General features: G+C 67.4%; 15 protein-coding genes. 13 read left to right on the forward strand and 2 right to left on the reverse strand.

Going from position 1 to position 18823, the window contains the following annotated elements; translation table 11 throughout:
- The first annotated feature begins 104 nt into the window (after positions 1 to 104).
- The 3 genes from proS (at position 105) to DWA33_RS00275 (ending at position 3491) form a co-directional block, all read left to right on the forward strand.
- Positions 105 to 1421 (forward strand): proline--tRNA ligase, encoded by a 1317-nt coding sequence (gene proS / locus DWA33_RS00265; RefSeq protein WP_114356124.1) that lies wholly within the window; start codon positions 105 to 107, stop codon positions 1419 to 1421.
- Between the two features lie 79 nt (positions 1422 to 1500).
- Positions 1501 to 2781, forward strand: a complete 1281-nt coding sequence (locus tag DWA33_RS00270; protein ID WP_114356125.1) for a lipoprotein-releasing ABC transporter permease subunit — start codon at positions 1501 to 1503, stop codon at positions 2779 to 2781.
- A gap of 11 nt (positions 2782 to 2792) precedes the next feature.
- A complete protein-coding gene (locus tag DWA33_RS00275; RefSeq protein WP_114356126.1) occupies positions 2793 to 3491 on the forward strand; it encodes an ABC transporter ATP-binding protein in 699 nt (232 codons plus the stop codon).
- Between the two features lie 197 nt (positions 3492 to 3688).
- Here the strand turns inward: DWA33_RS00275 and DWA33_RS00280 are convergent, their stop codons facing one another.
- Positions 3689 to 3955: a DUF3551 domain-containing protein gene (locus tag DWA33_RS00280; protein WP_244601162.1), complete on the reverse strand. Its 267-nt coding sequence runs from the start codon at positions 3953 to 3955 to the stop codon at positions 3689 to 3691.
- A 103-nt stretch (positions 3956 to 4058) separates the two neighbouring features.
- On the reverse strand, positions 4059 to 4301 hold the full coding sequence (locus DWA33_RS00285) for a DUF3551 domain-containing protein (protein WP_114356127.1): 243 nt from the start codon (positions 4299 to 4301) through the stop codon (positions 4059 to 4061).
- A 497-nt stretch (positions 4302 to 4798) separates the two neighbouring features.
- Between DWA33_RS00285 and dnaE the strand changes: the two genes are divergently transcribed.
- The 10 genes from dnaE to rseP all read left to right on the forward strand — a co-directional run bounded on the left by dnaE (position 4799) and on the right by rseP (position 18820).
- Positions 4799 to 8254: a DNA polymerase III subunit alpha gene (gene dnaE, locus DWA33_RS00290; RefSeq protein ID WP_114356128.1), complete on the forward strand. Its 3456-nt coding sequence runs from the start codon at positions 4799 to 4801 to the stop codon at positions 8252 to 8254.
- 161 nt (positions 8255 to 8415) lie between these two features.
- The gene (locus DWA33_RS00295; protein WP_114356129.1) at positions 8416 to 10881 is read left to right on the forward strand and encodes a caspase family protein; all 2466 of its coding nucleotides are present in this window, start codon (positions 8416 to 8418) and stop codon (positions 10879 to 10881) included.
- Positions 10882 to 11126: 245 nt separating this feature from the next.
- Positions 11127 to 12122, forward strand: a complete 996-nt coding sequence (locus tag DWA33_RS00300; RefSeq protein WP_114356130.1) for a 30S ribosomal protein S2 — start codon at positions 11127 to 11129, stop codon at positions 12120 to 12122.
- 124 nt (positions 12123 to 12246) lie between these two features.
- Complete coding sequence (tsf, locus tag DWA33_RS00305) at positions 12247 to 13173, forward strand: translation elongation factor Ts (RefSeq protein ID WP_114356131.1); 927 nt, start codon at positions 12247 to 12249, stop codon at positions 13171 to 13173.
- Positions 13174 to 13244: 71 nt separating this feature from the next.
- Positions 13245 to 13961, forward strand: coding sequence for a UMP kinase (gene pyrH, locus DWA33_RS00310; protein ID WP_114356132.1), 717 nt, complete (start codon positions 13245 to 13247; stop codon positions 13959 to 13961).
- A 56-nt stretch (positions 13962 to 14017) separates the two neighbouring features.
- The gene (gene frr, locus DWA33_RS00315) at positions 14018 to 14578 is read left to right on the forward strand and encodes a ribosome recycling factor (protein WP_114356133.1); all 561 of its coding nucleotides are present in this window, start codon (positions 14018 to 14020) and stop codon (positions 14576 to 14578) included.
- Positions 14579 to 14783: 205 nt separating this feature from the next.
- Positions 14784 to 15542: an isoprenyl transferase gene (locus DWA33_RS00320; protein ID WP_114356134.1), complete on the forward strand. Its 759-nt coding sequence runs from the start codon at positions 14784 to 14786 to the stop codon at positions 15540 to 15542.
- 5 nt (positions 15543 to 15547) lie between these two features.
- Positions 15548 to 16396, forward strand: a complete 849-nt coding sequence (locus tag DWA33_RS00325) for a phosphatidate cytidylyltransferase (RefSeq protein WP_114356135.1) — start codon at positions 15548 to 15550, stop codon at positions 16394 to 16396.
- A gap of 4 nt (positions 16397 to 16400) precedes the next feature.
- Complete coding sequence (gene dxr, locus DWA33_RS00330; RefSeq protein ID WP_114356136.1) at positions 16401 to 17624, forward strand: 1-deoxy-D-xylulose-5-phosphate reductoisomerase; 1224 nt, start codon at positions 16401 to 16403, stop codon at positions 17622 to 17624.
- A 44-nt stretch (positions 17625 to 17668) separates the two neighbouring features.
- On the forward strand, positions 17669 to 18820 hold the full coding sequence (gene rseP, locus DWA33_RS00335) for an RIP metalloprotease RseP (RefSeq protein ID WP_114356137.1): 1152 nt from the start codon (positions 17669 to 17671) through the stop codon (positions 18818 to 18820).
- Positions 18821 to 18823 lie beyond the last annotated feature (3 nt).

Genomic DNA, 18823 nt, shown 5'->3' on the forward strand with positions numbered 1-18823 from the left:
GGCCCGAATTGCCGAACTGCGCGGCCCGCGCCCTTGTGTTTTGGCGTCCGATCCGGTTTCACTGGCGCAAATTCAGCTTCCACCCGATTCTCCGAGCAAATCCCATGCGTTTGTCGCGCTTCTTCCTGCCGATCCTGAAGGAAAACCCGAAGGAGGCCGAGATCGTCTCGCACCGGCTGATGCTGCGCGCGGGCATGCTGCGGCAGGAGGCCGCCGGCATCTACGCCTGGCTGCCGCTCGGCCATCGCGTGTTGAAGAAGATCGAGCAGATCGTCCGCGAGGAGCAGAATCGCGCCGGCGCGATCGAGCTGTTGATGCCGACGCTGCAGCTCGCCGATCTGTGGCGCGAGAGCGGTCGCTATGACGCCTACGGTCCGGAGATGCTGCGGATCGCCGACCGGCATAAGCGGGAATTGCTGTACGGCCCGACCAACGAGGAAATGATCACCGAGATCTTCCGGGCCTACATCAAGTCCTACAAGAGCCTGCCGCTGAATCTGTATCATATTCAATGGAAATTCCGCGACGAGCAGCGCCCGCGGTTCGGTGTGATGCGCGGCCGCGAATTCCTGATGAAGGACGCTTACTCGTTCGACGTCGATGAAGCCGGCGCGCGCAAGTCCTACAACAAGATGTTCGTGGCGTACCTGCGCACCTTCGCCAGGATGGGGCTGAAGGCGATCCCGATGCGCGCCGAGACCGGCCCGATCGGCGGCGACCTGTCCCACGAATTCATCGTGCTGGCCGAGACCGGCGAGTCGGGCGTGTTCATCGACCGTGACGTGCTCAACCTGCCGGTGCCGGACGAGAACGTCGATTACGACGGCGACCTGACCCCGATCATCAAGCAGTGGACCTCGGTCTATGCGGCGACCGAGGACGTCCACGAGCCGGCGCGCTACGAGAGCGAAGTGCCGGAGGCGAACCGCCTCAATACCCGCGGCATCGAGGTCGGCCAGATCTTCTACTTCGGCACCAAATACTCGGACTCGATGAAGGCCAACGTCACCGGGCCGGACGGCACCGATGCGCCGATTCACGGCGGCTCCTACGGCGTCGGCGTGTCGCGGCTGGTCGGCGCGATCATCGAGGCCTGCCACGACGACAACGGCATCATCTGGCCGGAGGCGGTGGCGCCGTTCCGGGTCACCATCCTCAATCTGAAGCAGGGCGATGCCGCGACCGACGCGGCCTGCGACCAGCTGTATCGCGAACTCTCGGCCAAGGGCGTCGAGGTGCTGTACGACGACACAGATCAGCGCGCCGGCGCGAAGTTTGCGACCGCGGACCTGATCGGCATTCCGTGGCAGCTCCACGTCGGTCCGCGCGGACTCGCCGAGGGCAAGGTCGAACTCAAGCGGCGCAGCGACGGCTCGCGTGAAAACCTCGCGCTCGCCGATGTGGTCTCACGTCTGACGTAATAGGCACTTATCCACCGCGGGCCTGAGCGGCGAGGGCGGCGTCGGCCAGATAAAGCCCGAATCGTGTGAAATTCGGACTATGGATCACGCCATGAACGAGCCTGTTCGGACCCCTCCTTTCGCGCCATTCGAATGGCTGCTCTCCGGGCGCTACCTGCGGGCGCGTCGGCGTGAGGGGTTCATCTCGGTGATCGCCGGCTTCTCGTTCCTCGGCATCATGCTGGGGGTGGCGACGCTGATCATCGTGATGGCGGTGATGAACGGCTTCCGCAAAGAGCTGCTCGACAAGATTCTCGGCCTCAACGGCCATCTGCTGGTGCAGCCACTGGAAAGCCCGCTGACCGATTGGAAGGATGTCGCCGACCGGCTCAGCGGCGTGCAGGGCATCAAGCTGGCCGCGCCGGTGGTCGACGGTCAGGCGCTGGCGTCGTCGCCGTTCAACGCCTCGGGCGTGTTCGTGCGCGGCATCCGCGCCGAGGACCTCAACCGGCTGTCGTCGATCGCCAATCATCTGAAGCAGGGCACGCTGGAAGGGTTCGACGACGGCCAGGGCGTTGCGATTGGCCGGCGGCTCGCCGATCAGCTCTCGCTGCACGCCGGCGACAGCATCACGCTGGTGGCGCCGCGCGGCGCGGTGACGCCGATGGGCACGACGCCGCGGATCAAGCCGTACAAGGTGGCGGCGGTGTTCGAGATCGGCATGTCCGAATACGACTCGACCTTCGTGTTCATGCCGCTGAAGGAGGCGCAGGCGTATTTCAACCGCGCTAACGACGTCACCGCGATCGAAGTCTATACCGACAATCCGGACAGGATCGACGCCTTCCGCAAGGCGGTGACCGAGGCGGCGGGGCGGCCGGTGTTCCTGGTCGACTGGCGGCAGCGCAACTCGACGTTCTTCAACGCGCTGCAGGTCGAGCGCAACGTCATGTTCCTGATCCTGACGCTGATCGTGCTGGTGGCGGCGCTCAACATCATCTCGGGCCTGATCATGCTGGTGAAGGACAAGGGCGCCGACATCGCGATCCTGCGCACCATGGGGGCGACGCAGGGCTCGATCATGCGGGTGTTCCTGATCACCGGCGCGGCGATCGGCGTGGTCGGCACGCTGACCGGGTTCTTCGTCGGCCTCCTGGTGTGCCTCAATATCGAGTCGATCCGGCAATTCCTGTCCTGGGTCACCAACACCGAATTGTTCTCGCCGGAACTGTATTTCCTGTCGAAGCTGCCGGCCGAGGTCGACTTCGCCGAGACCAGCGCGGTGGTGATCATGGCGCTGACGCTGTCGTTCCTCGCCACGCTGTACCCGTCGTGGCGCGCCGCGCGCCTCGATCCGGTCGAAGCGCTGCGCTACGAGTAAGGCGAAACACGATGGAGCAGGGCGCCGAAGACATCCCGGTCGTGTACCTTCACGACATCAAGCGGCACTATTCGCAAGGCGAGGCGACGCTGACCATCCTCGACGGCGCCAAGCTGGCGCTGTGGGCGGGGCAGTCGGTGGCGCTGGTGGCGCCGTCGGGCTCGGGCAAGTCGACTCTGCTGCACATCGCCGGGCTGCTCGAACATCCCGACGACGGCGAGGTCTATGTCGGCGGTGCCGCGACCTCGGCGCTGACCGACGCCGAGCGCACCCAGATTCGCCGTACCGACATCGGCTTCGTCTACCAGTCGCACCGGCTGCTGCCGGAATTCACCGCGCTGGAAAACGTGATGATGCCGCAGATGATCCGCGGCCTGAAACGCAAGGAGACGATCAGCCGCTCCAAGGAAATCCTGGCCTATCTCGGGCTCGGCGACCGCATCACCCATCGGCCCTCGGAATTGTCGGGAGGCGAGCAGCAGCGCGTCGCGATCGCCCGCGCGGTCGCCAACGCGCCGCGCGTGCTGTTCGCCGACGAGCCGACCGGCAATCTCGATCCGCACACCGCCGATCACGTGTTCAATGCGCTGATGCAGCTGGTCAAGGCGACCCGGGTGGCGATGCTGATCGCCACCCACAACATGGAACTGGCCGGCCGGATGGACCGCCGGGTGTCGCTGCAGGACGGCGTGGTGGTCGAACTGGAATAGCGCGGGCGGCCGGCTTCAGCGCGTCGTCGCTTCAGCACGTCATTGCTTTAGCCGTCATTCCGGGGCGCTCGCGTCAGCGAGCGAACCCGGAATCCCGCAGTGCAGGGCCAAGGGCCTGAACGCAGAACATCTCGAGATTCCGGGTTCGCGCTTGCGCGCGCCCCGGAATGACTGGCCTGAGGGCCGCGCAGCGGGTCTCAGTGCTGCCGATGCTGGCGGCGATGCTTGCGCGGCTTCTTCTTCGCCGGCTGCGGCGCGGTGTACCACGGGTTGGTCATGCAGTCGGCGTGACGGCCCGACGCCGACATCCGGCACTGCGCCATGGTGTCGTAGCTGCACTCGTCGTACCAGTCGTAGTAGCTCTGATACACCCGCAGGCAGACCGGATAGTCCCGCGCCTCCGCGGTGGTGGTCAGGCCGAGGCCGGCGAGCATCGCGATCAGGAACATCTTGCGCATCTTCATTCGAATCCTTGTTGCGGCGCCGGTCGCCGCGGCCGCGACTCGACGCTGTCGGCAGTGTTGCAGAAGTCTATGACGGCGCTGGGGCGGGTGCACATGCGCCGGCTCAATGTCGCTTGACGCGCCGCGAACTCGGTCCCGTCGGCGGCCGATACCACGGATTGACGACGCATTGCCCGGCGATGCCCGAGGCCGACGGCCGGCACTGCTCGATCGAGACGTAGCGGCACTCGTCGTAGCGCACCGGTCCGTAGACCCGCAGGCAGACCGGATAGTTGTCGTAAGGCTGTGCCGTCGCGGCCGCTGGCAGCGCCAGACTAGCCACCAGCACCATCGCTCCGATCCGCATCGTCGTCTCCGCTGCTGCGAGGCGCGCCGACCTCCCAAATCGACGGTGCCCCGCCGCGTCTCCGTGCGCTTTTCCCCGACGACCGTCAATCCGGACTGCACAGGTGAATTCCGGGGATAGTAACGCCTCGTTAACGATTGAAGTTGCTGCGCATCGGGCATTCTTGACTCTAGAACGAAATGAGAACATTGTTCTTGTTATGTTCACAAGGTCAGGGAGGCGGACGATGTTGAAGATCTTCATCCAGGAGGCTGCGGCGCTGACGTCGATTGCGCTGTTCATCGGCATGGTGGCGGTGTGGGCCCAGGTGCTGGCGCAGGCCTGAATCCGACGGCGTGCGACCGCGTCGGCATAGCGGGGATAAGCGGTCTGCCAATGCTTGCGGTGAAGGGGGAGGGAGCCCACCATTGGGCTTCCGAGTCGGTGGCGGTGACGGCGCCGACTCCGCGAAACCCATCGTCCCAACCCGCACGTTTGTCTGAAGAGCCGCCGCGCCGATGAGCAATGCCGGATTCGTCCACCTGCACGTCCACTCGGCCTATTCGCTGTTGAAGGGCTCGATGAAGATCGCCAAGCTCGCCGAGCTGGCGAAGGCCGACCGCCAGCCGGCGCTGGCGCTCACCGACACCGACAACATGTTCGGCGGGCTGGAGTTCTCCGACAAGCTGTCGGGCTCGGGAATCCAGCCGATCGTCGGGCTCGAACTCGGAATCGATTTCGGCGACCAGGACCCGAACGCCCGCCACGGCGCGCTGGCGACGCCGGCGCGGATCGTGCTGCTGGGCGCGCGCGAGCAGGGCTACCGCAGCCTGATGCGGCTGAACTCGCGGGCGTTCCTGGAGACGCCGGTCAATCAGGTGCCGCACATCAAGGTCGACTGGCTCGACGGCGAGACCGACGGCGTGATCGCGCTGACCGGCGGGCCGGATGGCCCGATCTCGCTGGCGATGCTGACCGACCCGGCGCTCGCCGCGGAGCGCTGCGAGCGCCTGCTGCAGGCGTTCGGTGACCGCCTGTATGTCGAGCTGCAGCGGCACGGCACCGAGGCCGAGCGCCGCGCCGAAGGCGGGCTGATCGATCTCGCCTACGACAAGGGACTGCCGCTGGTCGCGACCAACGAGCCGCATTTCGCCACCGCCGACGATTACGAAGCCCACGACGCGCTGCTGTGCATCGCCTCCGGCAAGCTGATCGCCGAGACCGAGCGGGTCCAGCTCACCCCCGACCACCGGTTCAAGACCCGTGCCGAAATGGCGGTGCTGTTCGCGGATCTCCCCGAGGCGCTGGCCTCGACGGTGGAGATCGCGCAGCGCTGCGCCTACCGGCCGCTGACCCGCAAGCCGATCCTGCCGCTGTTCACGGTCGGGGCCGGCGTCAGCGACGCGGCGGAAGCCGCCGCCGCCGAAGCCGCCGAGCTGCGCCGCCAGGCCGAGCAGGGCCTCGCCAAGCGGCTCAGCGTCCACGGCCTGTCGCAGGGCATGACCGAGGAGGACTACCACAAGCGGCTGGCCTTCGAGCTCGACGTCATCACCCGCATGAAATACGCGGGCTACTTCCTGATCGTGTCGGACTTCATCAAATGGGCCAAGGCGCACGGCATTCCGGTCGGTCCGGGCCGTGGCTCCGGCGCCGGCTCGCTGGTGGCGTATTCGCTGACCATCACCGACCTCGATCCGATCAAGTTCGGCCTGCTGTTCGAGCGGTTCCTCAATCCCGAGCGCGTGTCGATGCCGGACTTCGACATCGACTTCTGCCAGGACCGCCGCGGCGAAGTGATCGAATACGTGCAGCAGCGTTACGGCCGCGATCAGGTGGCGCAGATCATCACCTTCGGCACGCTGCAGGCGCGCGGCGTGCTGCGCGACGTCGGCCGCGTGCTGCAGATGCCGTACGGCCAGGTCGACAAGCTGACCAAGCTGGTGCCGCAGAATCCGGCGGCGCCGATCACCCTGAAACAGGCGATCGAGGGCGAGCCGAAACTGCAGGCGGCGCGCGACGAAGACCCGATCGTGGCGCGCGCTTTCGACATCGCGCAGAAGCTCGAAGGCCTGACCCGCCACGCCTCCACCCACGCCGCCGGCATCGTGATCGGCGACCGCCCACTGTCCGAGCTGGTGCCGCTGTATCGCGATCCGAAGTCCGACATGCCGGTGACCCAGTTCAACATGAAATGGGTCGAGCCGGCGGGGCTGGTGAAGTTCGACTTCCTCGGCCTGAAGACCCTGACGACGCTCGACGTCGCGGTGAAGCTCTTGAAGCAGCGCGACATCCACGTCGATCTCGCCACGCTGCCGATCGACGACGCGCCGAGTTACCAGATGCTGGCGCGGGGCGACGTGGTCGGCGTGTTCCAGGTGGAAAGCGCCGGCATGCGGCGGGCGCTGATCGACATGCGGCCCGACCGGTTCGAGGACATCATCGCGCTGGTGGCGCTGTATCGCCCGGGCCCGATGGCCAACATCCCGACCTACTGCGCCCGCAAACACGGCGACGAGGAGCCGGAATATCTGCACCCGATGCTGGAGCCGATCCTGAAGGAGACGTTCGGCGTCATCATCTACCAGGAACAGGTGATGCAGATCGCGCAGGTGATGGCCGGCTATTCGCTCGGCGACGCCGACCTGCTGCGCCGCGCCATGGGCAAGAAGATCCGCGCCGAGATGGACAAGCAGCGCGCGATCTTCGTCGACGGCGCAGTCAAGAACGGTGTCGCCAAGGACGCCGCCGACACCATCTTCGACCTCTTGGCGAAGTTCGCCGACTACGGCTTCAACAAGAGCCACGCGGCGGCCTACGCGCTGGTGTCGTACCACACCGCCTACATGAAGGCGCACTATCCGGTGGAATTCCTCGCCGCGTCGATGACGCTGGAAATCCACAACACCGACAAGCTGAGCGAATTCCGCGCCGAGGCGCAGCGGCTCGGCATCAAGGTCGAGCCGCCTTCGGTCAACCATTCCGGCGCCACCTTCGAGGTCGGGCCGAACACGATCTACTACGCGCTCGGCGGCCTCAAGGGCGTCGGCCTGCAGGCGGTGCAGCAGATCGTCGAGGCACGCGGCGACAAGCCGTTCGCCTCGCTCGCCGACTTCGCCGCAAGGGTCAATCCGCGCGCCCTCAACCGCCGCGTCGTCGAATGTCTCGCTGCCGCCGGCGCGTTCGATTGCCTCAACTCCAACCGCGCGGCGGTGTTCGGCGGCGCCGACGCCATCGTCGCGGCCTGCCAGCGCAATCATGAAGCGGCGACCAGCGGCCAGAACGACATGTTCGGCGGCCTGTCGGATGCGCCGTCGATTATTCTACCGCAGATCGAGGCCTGGCTGCCGGCGGAGCGGTTGCGCCGTGAATATGACGCGATCGGCTTCTTCCTGTCGGGGCATCCGCTCGACGATTACGCCACCGCGCTGAAGCGGCTGCGGGTGCAGTCCTGGTCGGAGTTCTGCAAGGCGGTGAAATCCGGCGCCACCGCCGGCAAGGTTGCCGCCACGGTGGTGTCGCGGATGGAGCGGCGCACCAAGACCGGCAACAAGATGGGCATCATCGGCCTGTCGGACCCGACCGGGCATTTCGAGGCGGTGCTGTTCTCCGAGGGGCTGGCGCAATATCGCGAGGTGCTGGAACCCGGTGCGGCGGTGCTGATGCAGCTCGGCGCCGAATTGCAGGGCGAGGACGTCCGCGCCCGCGTGCTGCACGCCGAACTGCTCGACGCGGCAGCGGCGAAGACCCAGAAGGGCCTGCGGATCTTCCTGCTTGACACCAAGCCGCTGGAATCGCTTACCAAACGCTTGCAGCCCCCGGAGTCGAAGGCGGCCGGCGGCAACGTCGCGCTGGTGCTGCGGCTGGACCCGCAGACCGAGGTCGAGTTCGAGATCCCTGGCAGATATCAGGTGTCGCCGCAGATCGCGGGCGCGATTAAGGCCGTCAGCGGCGTCGAACACGTCGAGACGCTGTAGGCGGGAGCTCACTCCGGCGTGAAGGCGACCCGCGGCGAGGGCAGTGCTTCCCCGCGAACCAACGGCGGTTTGTTCAATCACCATTCAGATTGCGACGCGCTGAAATGTCATCCGCGGCGCTGCGCCGGTTCCTGCGGCGCCCGTGCAGCGGGTCTCCGGCCATGCGTCTCAACCATCTCGTTTCGGTCGTCTCCACCATCCTGGTTGTTCTGATCGCCGGCCCGATCGGCCCTGCGGCGGCTCAGCAGCAGGAAAAACGCATCGCGCTGGTGATCGGCAACGGCGCCTATGCGAAAGCGCCGTTGTCCACCGCCGCGAACGACGGCGGTCTGATCGCGCAGACTTTGCAGGCGGCGGGCTTCGACGTCAGCGGCGCGCGCGATCTCGACGGCGACACGCTGCGCGGCACCTTCCGCGATTTTCTGAAGAAGGCCGAGGAGTCCGGGCCGGACACCGTCGCGGCGATCTATCTTGCCGGCTACGGCGTGCAATATGCCGGCGAGAACTACTTCATCCCGGTCGATACGCAGCTGTCGCGCGACACCGAGATTCCGACCGAAGGCCTGCGGATCAGCGACTATCTGCGCCAGCTCGCGGCGCTGCCGTTGAAGACCAGTGTCGTGGTGCTCGATCTGGCGCGCGAGCAGCCGTTCGTGCCGGCCGGCTCGGTCGCTTCGGGTCTGGCGATGGTCGAGCCCAATCCGAAGATGCTGATCGCCTTCAACGCCGCGCCCGGCACCGTGGCGCCGGACGAGCGCGGCGCCTACGGAGTCTACGCCCAGGCGCTGGCCGAGATGATCCGCACCGGCGGCCTGACGTTGCCGCAACTGTTCGACCGCGTCCGGCTGCGCGTCAATGAGAATACCAAGGGCGCGCAATTGCCGTGGGATACGCGGACGATCGAGTCCAATTTCATGTTCTTCGATCGCGCGCCCGACGCGCCGCCGATGGCCGCGGTCGACCAGACGCTGCGCGCCAAACCGATCCGCGATTTCGGCGCGCAAGAGGCGTTTGCAGCGGCGCTCGATCGCGACACGCTGCAAGCCTATGAGGATTTCCTCGCTGCCTATCCGAACGATCCGCTGGCGAAGCGGGTGAGGGCGATCGTCGCCGCGCGGCGCGAGGCGATTACCTGGCGTCGGACTTACCGCGTCGATACGCCGGATGCGTACTGGTCGTATCTGCGACGCTATCCGCGCGGTCCGCATGCGGCCGATGCGCGGCGCCGGCTGGAGATACTTGCGGCGGCGCTGGAGCCTCCGCCGAGCTTCACGGTGATAGACTACGACGTGCCGCCGCCGCCGCCCGACGAGATCGTCTATGTCGACCGGCCGGTGCTGATGTTCAGCGATCCGGAGTTCGACTTCGCGCCGCCACCGCCTCCGCCGGTGTACCTGCTGCCGCCACCGCCGCCGGACTTCGTGGTGCTGCCGCCGCCACCGCCGCCGATCGGGCTGTTCTATCTGCCGAGGCCGCTGTTCGTGCCGATCCCGGCCTATGTCCGCCCGCCGGACTACGTGCGTCCGCCGCCGAACAACATCATCTTCGCCAACATCCACAACACCACGGTGATCAATCAGGTGATCAACCAGCCGCCGGCCGCGCCGGCCAATCCGGCGGCTCCGGTGGCGAGCCCCCCGGCGGCCGGGCCTGCCGTCGCGGCTCCTGGCGCCCCGGTTTCGGCAGGCACCGCGGCCGCTGTCGCGTCGGGGGCGGTGATCGGCGCGGCGTTGCCCGCTGCCGCGCTGCATCGGGCCGCCCTGATCCGGCAGGGCAAGGCGCCGGTGCCGCAGAGTGCGTCGATCGCCACAGCGCCGCCCGGCGGCTTCGCGCCGCGCCCCGGCGTCCAGCTGCAGGGGCCGAGGCTGATCCGGCCCGCCGCGGCGCCGGCTCCGAATAGCCCCGCGCCGGCGAACCCAGCTGCGCAGCGGCCAGGCCAGGGCCCCGGACCCGCCGTCGCCCGGCCGGCGGGGCAGGGCCAGCCCGGACCGGGTGCGCCCGGCGGCGCTGCGCCGGCCGTTCAGGCGCTGCCGGTGCCCGGCACCAAGGGATTGCCCCCCGCGCCGGGCGTCGCCGCGCGGCCGGGGGCTGCTTCGGTCGGTCAGCCGCAGCCGGCTGGTCGGCCGGCTCCCGGTCCCGGCGGCCCGGCCGCGGTCCGGAATGGTCCGGTCGCGCCACCGGCAGGACCGCCGGCAAAGCCCCAGGTCGTCGCACCACGACCCGGTCCAGCCCCTGCCGTGCGTCCCGAACCGGCCCGTCCGCAGGCCCCTGCGGCCAGGCTACGGCCGGCCCCGCCGGTCTCTGCGCCCGCCAGACCGCCGGGACCTCCGGGCGGCGCGGCGGTCGAGCGGCGCCCACCGCCTGCCGCCCCGCGCATCCAGCGACCTGCACCGCCGACGGTCGCCCGACCGGTGCCGCCGCCGGTGCATGTGGCGCCCCGTATGGCGCCGCCGCCACCGCCGCAACATGCAGCCCCGCGGATGGCGCCGCCGTCGGCTCCGCCGCGCGTCGCACCGCCGCCGCCCCACGTGGCTCCGCCGCGGCCGCCGGCGCCGCCCCGGGCTGCCCCGCCGCCGCGGCCGCAGGGTCCCGCCAAACGGTGCCCGCCCGGCGCAAAGGAGTGCTGAACCCGGCCGGGAGGGGGGAATCGGACGGATCGGGCCAGACCCGGTCCGCCGCCTCTCCGCCGCCTCCTGTGCCGATCCGGAGCGGTTCGCCTTGCGTTATCGGGGAATCCCGCTATAACGCGCGCCATCTCACACGGAAACATGGCTCACAAGGCCGTCCGGTGGCACCGGGCCGCGAAGGGATTCGTCCCCAGTTCGGCATGGTCGCTCACACGTTTCCGGAGGAACCAACCGGAGAACTACCTATGTCGCTTCCTGAATTCTCGATGCGTCAGCTGCTCGAAGCTGGCGTGCATTTCGGTCACCAGTCGCATCGCTGGAATCCGAAGATGGCGGACTACATTTTCGGCGTCCGCAACAACATCCACATCGTCGACCTGACCCAGACCGTGCCGATGCTGCATCGCGCGCTGCAGGCGATCAGCGACACCGTCGCCAAGGGCGGCCGGGTGCTGTTCGTCGGCACCAAGCGCCAGGCGCAGGATGCGGTGGCCGACGCGGCCAAGCGCTCGGCGCAGTACTTCGTCAACTCGCGCTGGCTCGGCGGCACGCTGACCAACTGGAAGACGATCTCCGGCTCGATCCGCCGGCTCCGTCACCTCGAAGACGTGCTGAGCTCGGCCGACGCGGCCGCCTACACCAAGAAGGAGCGCCTCGAGCTGCAGCGCGAGCGCGACAAGCTCAACCGCTCGCTCGGCGGCATCAAGGACATGGGCGGCCTGCCGGATCTGATCTTCGTGATCGATACCAACAAGGAAGACATCGCGATCCAGGAAGCCCAGCGTCTCGGCATCCCGGTCGCCGCGATCGTCGATACCAATTGCGATCCGAAGGGCATCACCTACCTGGTGCCGGGCAACGACGACGCCGGTCGCGCCATCTCGCTGTACTGCGACCTGGTCGCCCGTGCGGTGATCGACGGCATCTCGCGCGCGCAGGGTGATGTCGGCATCGACATCGGCGCGGCGGCGCAGCCGCTGCGTGAAGACCTGCCGGCGGCGCAGGCGACGACCTTCCAGGGCCTGCCGGGCCCGCGCGGCACCCCGGACGATCTCAAGAAGCTGCCGGGCGTGTCCGGCGCGATCGAGAAGAAGTTCAACGACCTCGGCATCTTCCACTACTGGCAGCTCGCCGAACTCGACCAGGCCACCGCGCATCAGATCGGCGAAGAAGTCGGTCTGCCGAGCCGGGCCGACGCCTGGGTGGCGCAGGCCAAGTCGCTGACCGCCGAGGCGGAATAATACGAGGCGATGCGGCCGGCATCCGGCCGCATCGTTCCGTCGTCAAAATCTGAGATGTGTTCCTGATTGCGAACCGCGGGCTTCGGCTGCGCGGTCGCACTCACAGGCAGAGGGCTTATTAGCGATGGCAACGATTACTGCAGCAATGGTCAAGGAGCTGCGCGAGACCACCGGCGTCGGCATGATGGATTGCAAGCAGGCGCTCGCCGAAACCGACGGCAACATGGACGCCGCGATCGACTGGCTGCGCAAGAAGGGCCTGTCGAAGGCCGCCAAGAAGGCCGGCCGCGTCGCCGCCGAAGGCCTGATCGGCGCGCTGACCGACGGCACCAAGGGCGTTGTCATCGAGGTCAATTCCGAGACCGACTTCGTCGCCCGCAACGAGCAGTTCCAGGGCCTGGTCAAGATGATCGCCCAGGTCGCGCTGAAGGTCGGCGCCGACATCGACGCGATCAACGCCGCCCCGGTCGGCTCCTCGACGGTCGCCGGCGCGATCGCCGATGCGATCGCCACCATCGGCGAGAACATGACGCTGCGCCGCGCTGCCGCGCTCGAAGTGTCGCAGGGCGTGGTCGCCAGCTACATCCACAACGCGGTGATCGACGGCGCCGGCAAGATGGGCGTGATCGTTGCGCTCGAGTCCGCCGGCAAGACCGACGAGCTCGCGACCCTCGGCCGCCAGCTCGCCATGCACGTCGCCGCCGCCAACCCGCAGGCGCTCGATCCCGCCGGCCTCGACCCGGCGGTGGTGCAGCGCGAGCGCGAAGTGATGGCCGACAAGTATCGTCAGCAGGGCAAGCCGGAGAACATGATCGAGAAGATCGTCGAGAACGGCCTGAAGACCTACTACAAGGAAGTCTGCCTGCTGGAGCAGGCCTACATCCACGACGAGAAGGGCAAGGCCGTCGCGCAGGCGGTCAAGGAAGCCGAAGGCAAGGTCGGCGCGGCGATCAAGATCACCGGCTTCGTCCGCTACGCGCTCGGCGAGGGCATCGAGAAGCAGACCAGCGACTTCGCCGCCGAAGTCGCCGCCGCCTCGGGCCAGAAGTAAGCGTTTCGCGCTCTGCGACTTCCGGCCCTCCGGCCGGGAGTCGCCACAGCAACAGGGGAAGCGACCGCGTCATGGCTGAGCCGATCTATCGTCGTGTGCTGGTCAAGCTGTCGGGCGAATCCTTCGCCGGTCCCCAGGACTACGGTATCGATCAGGCCACCATCGATCGCATCGCCGGCGAGTTGATCGCCGCCCGCGCCCTCGGCGTCGAGGTCGCGGTGGTGGTCGGCGGCGGCAACATCTTCCGCGGTGTCGAGGTCTCCGCCCGCGGCGTCTCGCGCACCACCGGCGACACCATGGGCATGCTAGCCACCGTGATGAACTGCCTGGCGCTCGCCGAAGCGCTGCGGCGCCGCGGTCAGAACGCGCGCGCGCTGGCCGCGCTGATGATGCCGGAAGTCTGCGAACTCTACACCCGCGCCGCCGCCGAACAGACGCTCGCCGAAGGCGGCATCGCGCTGCTCGCCGCCGGCACCGGCAATCCGTATTTCACCACCGACACCGCCGCCGTGCTGCGGGCCGCCGAGATCGGCGCCGGCGCGGTGCTCAAAGCGACCAATGTCGACGGCGTCTACACCGCCGACCCCAAGCTCGATCCGACTGCGAAGCGGTTCGAGAAACTGACGCACTCCGAAGCGCTGGCCGGCGGCTACAAGGTGATGGATGCGACGGCCTTCGCGCTTGCCCGCGAGACCTCGCTGCCTATCATCGTGTTCTCGATCGCCGAGCCCGGTTCGATCGGCGCGGTGCTGAGCGGCGCGGGACGGGGCACTGTCGTAGCAGGCTGACGACGGCCGCGCGGCGCGCGGCGATGATGATGAGCGGTTGAGAAAGAGAGGCGGCAATGTCCGACAAGTTCGACATCAACGAATTGAAGCGGCGGATGCAGGGGGCCGCGCAGTCCCTGAAGCACGAGCTCGGCGGTCTGCGCACGGGGCGCGCCTCGGCCTCGATGCTGGAGCCGGTGCAGGTCGACGCCTATGGCAGCCACATGCCGCTCAATCAGGTCGCCACCGTCTCGGTGCCGGAGCCGCGGATGATCTCGGTGCAGGTCTGGGACAAGTCGATGGTCAAGGCGGTCGAGAAAGGCATCGTCGATTCGAACCTCGGCCTGTCTCCGGCGACCGAAGGGCAGGTGATCCGGCTGCGGATTCCCGAGCTCAACGAGGAGCGCCGCAAGGATCTGGTCAAGGTCGCTCACAAATACGCCGAAGCCGCGCGTGTTGCCGTTCGCCACGTCCGCCGCGACGGCCTCGACACCATCAAGAAGCTGGAGAAGGCGCACGAGATCTCCGAGGACGATCAGAAGCGGCTCGACCAGGAGGTGCAGAAGGCCACCGACGCGTCGATCGCCGAAATCGATCAGTTGCTCGCGAACAAGGAAAAGGAAATCCTCACGGTCTAGGCTCTCTGACGACCGTCGGATGCACGGGATCGTGGCGTCCGACGGTCGGCTGCATGGGCTCCCGGCAGCGACGCCCGCCGGTGCGGCGCCGGCCGTCGTCACACTTCGGGTCTTGTCGCGGCGTCGACTATAACTTACTGATCTCGAATAATTTCTGGCAGCGAGCCGGTGACCTTCTCGCGGGATGACGCTTCGGGAATGAGCTATGTCGAAAGCTGCCGCGCCGCTGCCTGATCCGACCGAGCCGCCGAGTGCGCCAGCGCATGTCGCGATCATCATGGATGGCAACGGCCGCTGGGCCGCTGCGCGAGGGCTGCCCCGCGCCGAGGGCCATCGCCGCGGCGTCGAGGCGCTCCGCCGTGTGGTCCGGGCCTCCAGCGAGCTCGGCATCCAGTATCTGACGATCTTCTCGTTCAGCTCGGAGAATTGGTCGCGGCCGGCCACCGAGATCGGCGATCTGTTCGGCCTGCTGCGCCGCTTCATCCGTAACGATCTCGCCTCGCTGCACCGGGATGGCGTCCGCATCCGGGTGATCGGCGAGCGCAACCGCCTCGACCGCGATCTGTGTGCGATGCTGGACGAGGCGCAGGAGCTGACCCGCAACAACACCAAGCTCAACCTCGTCGTCGCGTTCAACTACGGCTCCCGGCAGGAGATCGCCAACGCCGCGCAGCGGCTGGCGCGCGAGGTTGCCGAAGGCAAGCGCGATCCGGCGACGATCGATATCGAAACGCTGGGTCGCTATCTCGACGCCCCCGACATCCCCGATCCCGACCTGATCATCCGCACAAGCGGAGAACAACGATTGTCGAATTTCCTGATGTGGCAGGCGGCGTACAGTGAACTGGTATTCGTGCCCATTCACTGGCCGGACTTCGACAAGGCCGCGCTGGAAGGCGCGATTGCCGAGTATTCCCGGCGTGAGCGCCGGTTCGGCGGTTTGGCCGCCAAGACAGGATCGTGACACGCGTGAGCCAGGACAACGCGCCGCCGGCGCCGGCGGCCGAGCAGGGGTCCCGGAATCTGATCCAGCGAATCGCCGCCGCATTGGTGCTGGCGCCGGGCGCGATCGCGATCGCCTGGCTCGGCGGCTGGCCCTGGGCGGTGCTCGCCACATTGGTTGCGATCGGCCTGTTCGTCGAATGGCTCGGGATCGTCGGCGCGGCGCGCGACTTTCGCGTGCTGGTGCTCGGTTGCCTGTGCCTGATCGTTTGCGGGCTGGGGCTGGCGTTCGGCAAGCCCGCTCCGGCGCTGGTCGCGGCGGTGCTCGGTGTCGGCGGGCTGACGCTGCTCGGCGATCAGCCGCGGCGCTGGACCGCGACCGGGCTCGGCTACGCCGCCGCGGCGCTGATCGCCTCGATTCTGGTCCGGCTCGATCCGGATCATGGTTTCGCCGCGCTGGTGCTGGTCCTGCTGGTGGTGTGGGGTGCCGATATCGGGGGCTATTTCGCCGGCCGGACGATCGGCGGCCCCAAGCTGTGGCCGCGCGTCAGCCCGAAGAAAACCTGGGCGGGGGCGATTGGCGGGCTGGTCCTGAGCCTCGTCGTCGGGCTCGGTTTCGGCTTGGCGGGATTTGGGAAAGTCGTGCCGCTTCTGGTTCTTGCGGCGGTTCTTTCAACCGCATCCCAGCTTGGGGACCTGCTCGAATCCGCGGTCAAGCGCCGGTTCGGCGTGAAGGACTCCAGCCACATCATTCCCGGCCATGGCGGGCTGATGGACCGGCTCGACGGTTATGTAACAGCGGTGGTGGTGGCAGTATTGATTGGACTGACGCGGGCGCCACTGGATGGTATTGGCGGCGGATTGATGGTGTGGTGAGGCAATGAACCCTGTCCCTTTGAAAAACGCCGACCCGGCCCATGGCGGCATCCGCTCGGTCAGCGTGCTAGGCGCCACCGGGTCGATCGGCGACAGCACGATGGACCTGATCCGCGCCGAGCCGGAGCGCTACCGGGTCGAGGCGCTGACCGGTAACGCCAACGTCGCCGGCCTCGCCAAGCTGGCCAAGGAATTCAATGCCCGCTTCGTGGCGGTCGCCGATCCGGCACGGCTCGGCGAGCTGCGCGCGGCGCTGGCCGGCACCGACATCGCCTGCGGCGCGGGCGAGAGCGCCGTGATCGAGGCGGCCGCGCGGCCGGCCGACTGGGTGATGGCGGCGATCTCCGGCGCGGCCGGTCTGAAGCCGGCGCTGGCCGCGGTCGACCGCGGCACCACCGTGGCGCTCGCCAACAAGGAGTGCCTGGTGTGCGCCGGCGACTTCTTCATGAGCCGGGCCGCCGCCGCGGGCGCGCAGATCCTGCCGGCAGATTCGGAGCACAACGCGCTGTTCCAGGCTCTGGCTTCGGGCAATCGCCATGAACTGACCCGGGTCATCATTACCGCCTCGGGCGGTCCGTTCCGCACCTGGGCCGCCGCCGACATCGAGCAGGCGACCCTGGCGCAGGCGCTCAAGCATCCGAACTGGAGCATGGGCCAGAAGATCACCATCGATTCGGCCTCGATGATGAACAAGGGCCTTGAGGTCATCGAGGCTTCGTACCTGTTCGCGCTTTCGCCGGACGAGATCGACGTGCTGGTGCACCCGCAGTCGATCGTTCACGGCCTGGTCGAATTCGCCGACCGCTCGGTGGTGGCGCAGCTCGGCGCTCCCGATATGCGGATCCCGATCGCGCATTGTCTCGGCTTTCCGGATCGAATTACCGGCCGGGCCGCCCGGCTCGACCTCGCCAAGATTGGTCAGTTGACGTTCGAAGCACCTGATTTCGCGCGTTTTCCCGGTTTACGCCTGGCTTACGACGCGCTCCGCATCGGCAACGGCGCCACCACCGTCTACAACGCCGCCAACGAGATCGCCGTCGCCGCCTTCATCGCCCAGAAGATCCGGTTCGGGGCGATCGCGCGGCTGGTCGAAGATACCCTCAACAGCTGGGTTCGGGCCGGCAACCAGGCGCCACTCGGCTCCGCCGACGACGCCATCGCTCTTGACCAGCAGGCGCGCAACCTGGCTGCCACCCTATTGCCTCAAATTGCCGCAAAGGCATCTTAGAGGATCATGGAACAGGGCCGTCGGTTCTGCGCGAAAGGAATGGGATGGCCGATCTTTTTCTGAACAGTTTCAATAGTTTGAGCCACGGCCTCGTAGGCTATGTGGTGCCGTTCCTGTTCGTGCTGACGATCGTGGTGTTCTTCCATGAGCTCGGGCATTTTCTGGTCGCGCGCTGGAATGGCGTGAAGGTCCTGACCTTCTCGATCGGTTTCGGCCCGGAGCTCTTCGGCTTCAACGACCGCCACGGTACCCGGTGGAAGCTGTCGGCGGTGCCGCTCGGCGGCTACGTCAAGTTCTTCGGCGACGACAGCGAGGCCAGCACGCCTTCGGGCGAGACGCTGTCGCAGATGTCCGCGGCGGATCGCGCCGTCAGCTTCCATCACAAGCCGGTCGGGCCGCGCGCGGCGATCGTGGTGGCCGGACCGCTGGCGAATTTCATTCTGGCGATCGTGCTGTTCACCTTCCTGTTCAGCGTCTTCGGGGTTCCCAGCACCTCCGCGCGGGTCGACGGCGTTCAGCCCGGCAGCGCCGCCGAGGCGGCCGGGTTCAAGCCGGGCGACGTGGTGACGTCGATCAATGGCAGCGCGATCAGCAATTTCCTCGAGATGCAGCGCTTCGTCAGCGCCGAAGCCGGCAACCAGCTCAAATTTACCGTCAAGCGCGGCGACTCGACCGTCGATCTGGTGGCGACGCCGCAGCTCAAGGAGATCAAGGACCGCTTCGGCAACGTCCAGCGCCTCGGCATTCTCGGCATCAGCCGGTCGACCGCTGCCGGGGAGGTGACCACCGAGCAGGTCAATCCCGCGGTGGCGCTGTGGATGGGCGTCAAGGAGACCTGGTTCGTGGTCGAGCGGACGTTCTCTTATATCGGCGGCATTTTCACCGGGCGTGAGGCCGCCGACCAGCTCGGCGGACCGCTTCGGATCGCCCAGGTGTCGGGGCAGGTGGCCACGATCGGCTTTACCCCGCTCCTGCACCTGGCGGCGGTACTGTCGATCTCGATCGGACTGTTGAACCTGTTCCCGGTTCCATTGCTCGACGGTGGGCATCTGTTGTTTTATGGGATTGAAGCCGCCCGCGGCCGGCCGCTGTCGGAGCGGGCCCAGGAGGTCGGGTTCCGAATCGGTCTCGCGCTGGTGCTGATGTTGATGATGTTCGCGACCTACAACGACATCCTGCATCTGGCGTCATCGTGAGTC

The sequence above is a fragment of the Rhodopseudomonas pentothenatexigens genome, from assembly GCF_900218015.1.
Lineage (GTDB): Bacteria > Pseudomonadota > Alphaproteobacteria > Rhizobiales > Xanthobacteraceae > Rhodopseudomonas > Rhodopseudomonas pentothenatexigens.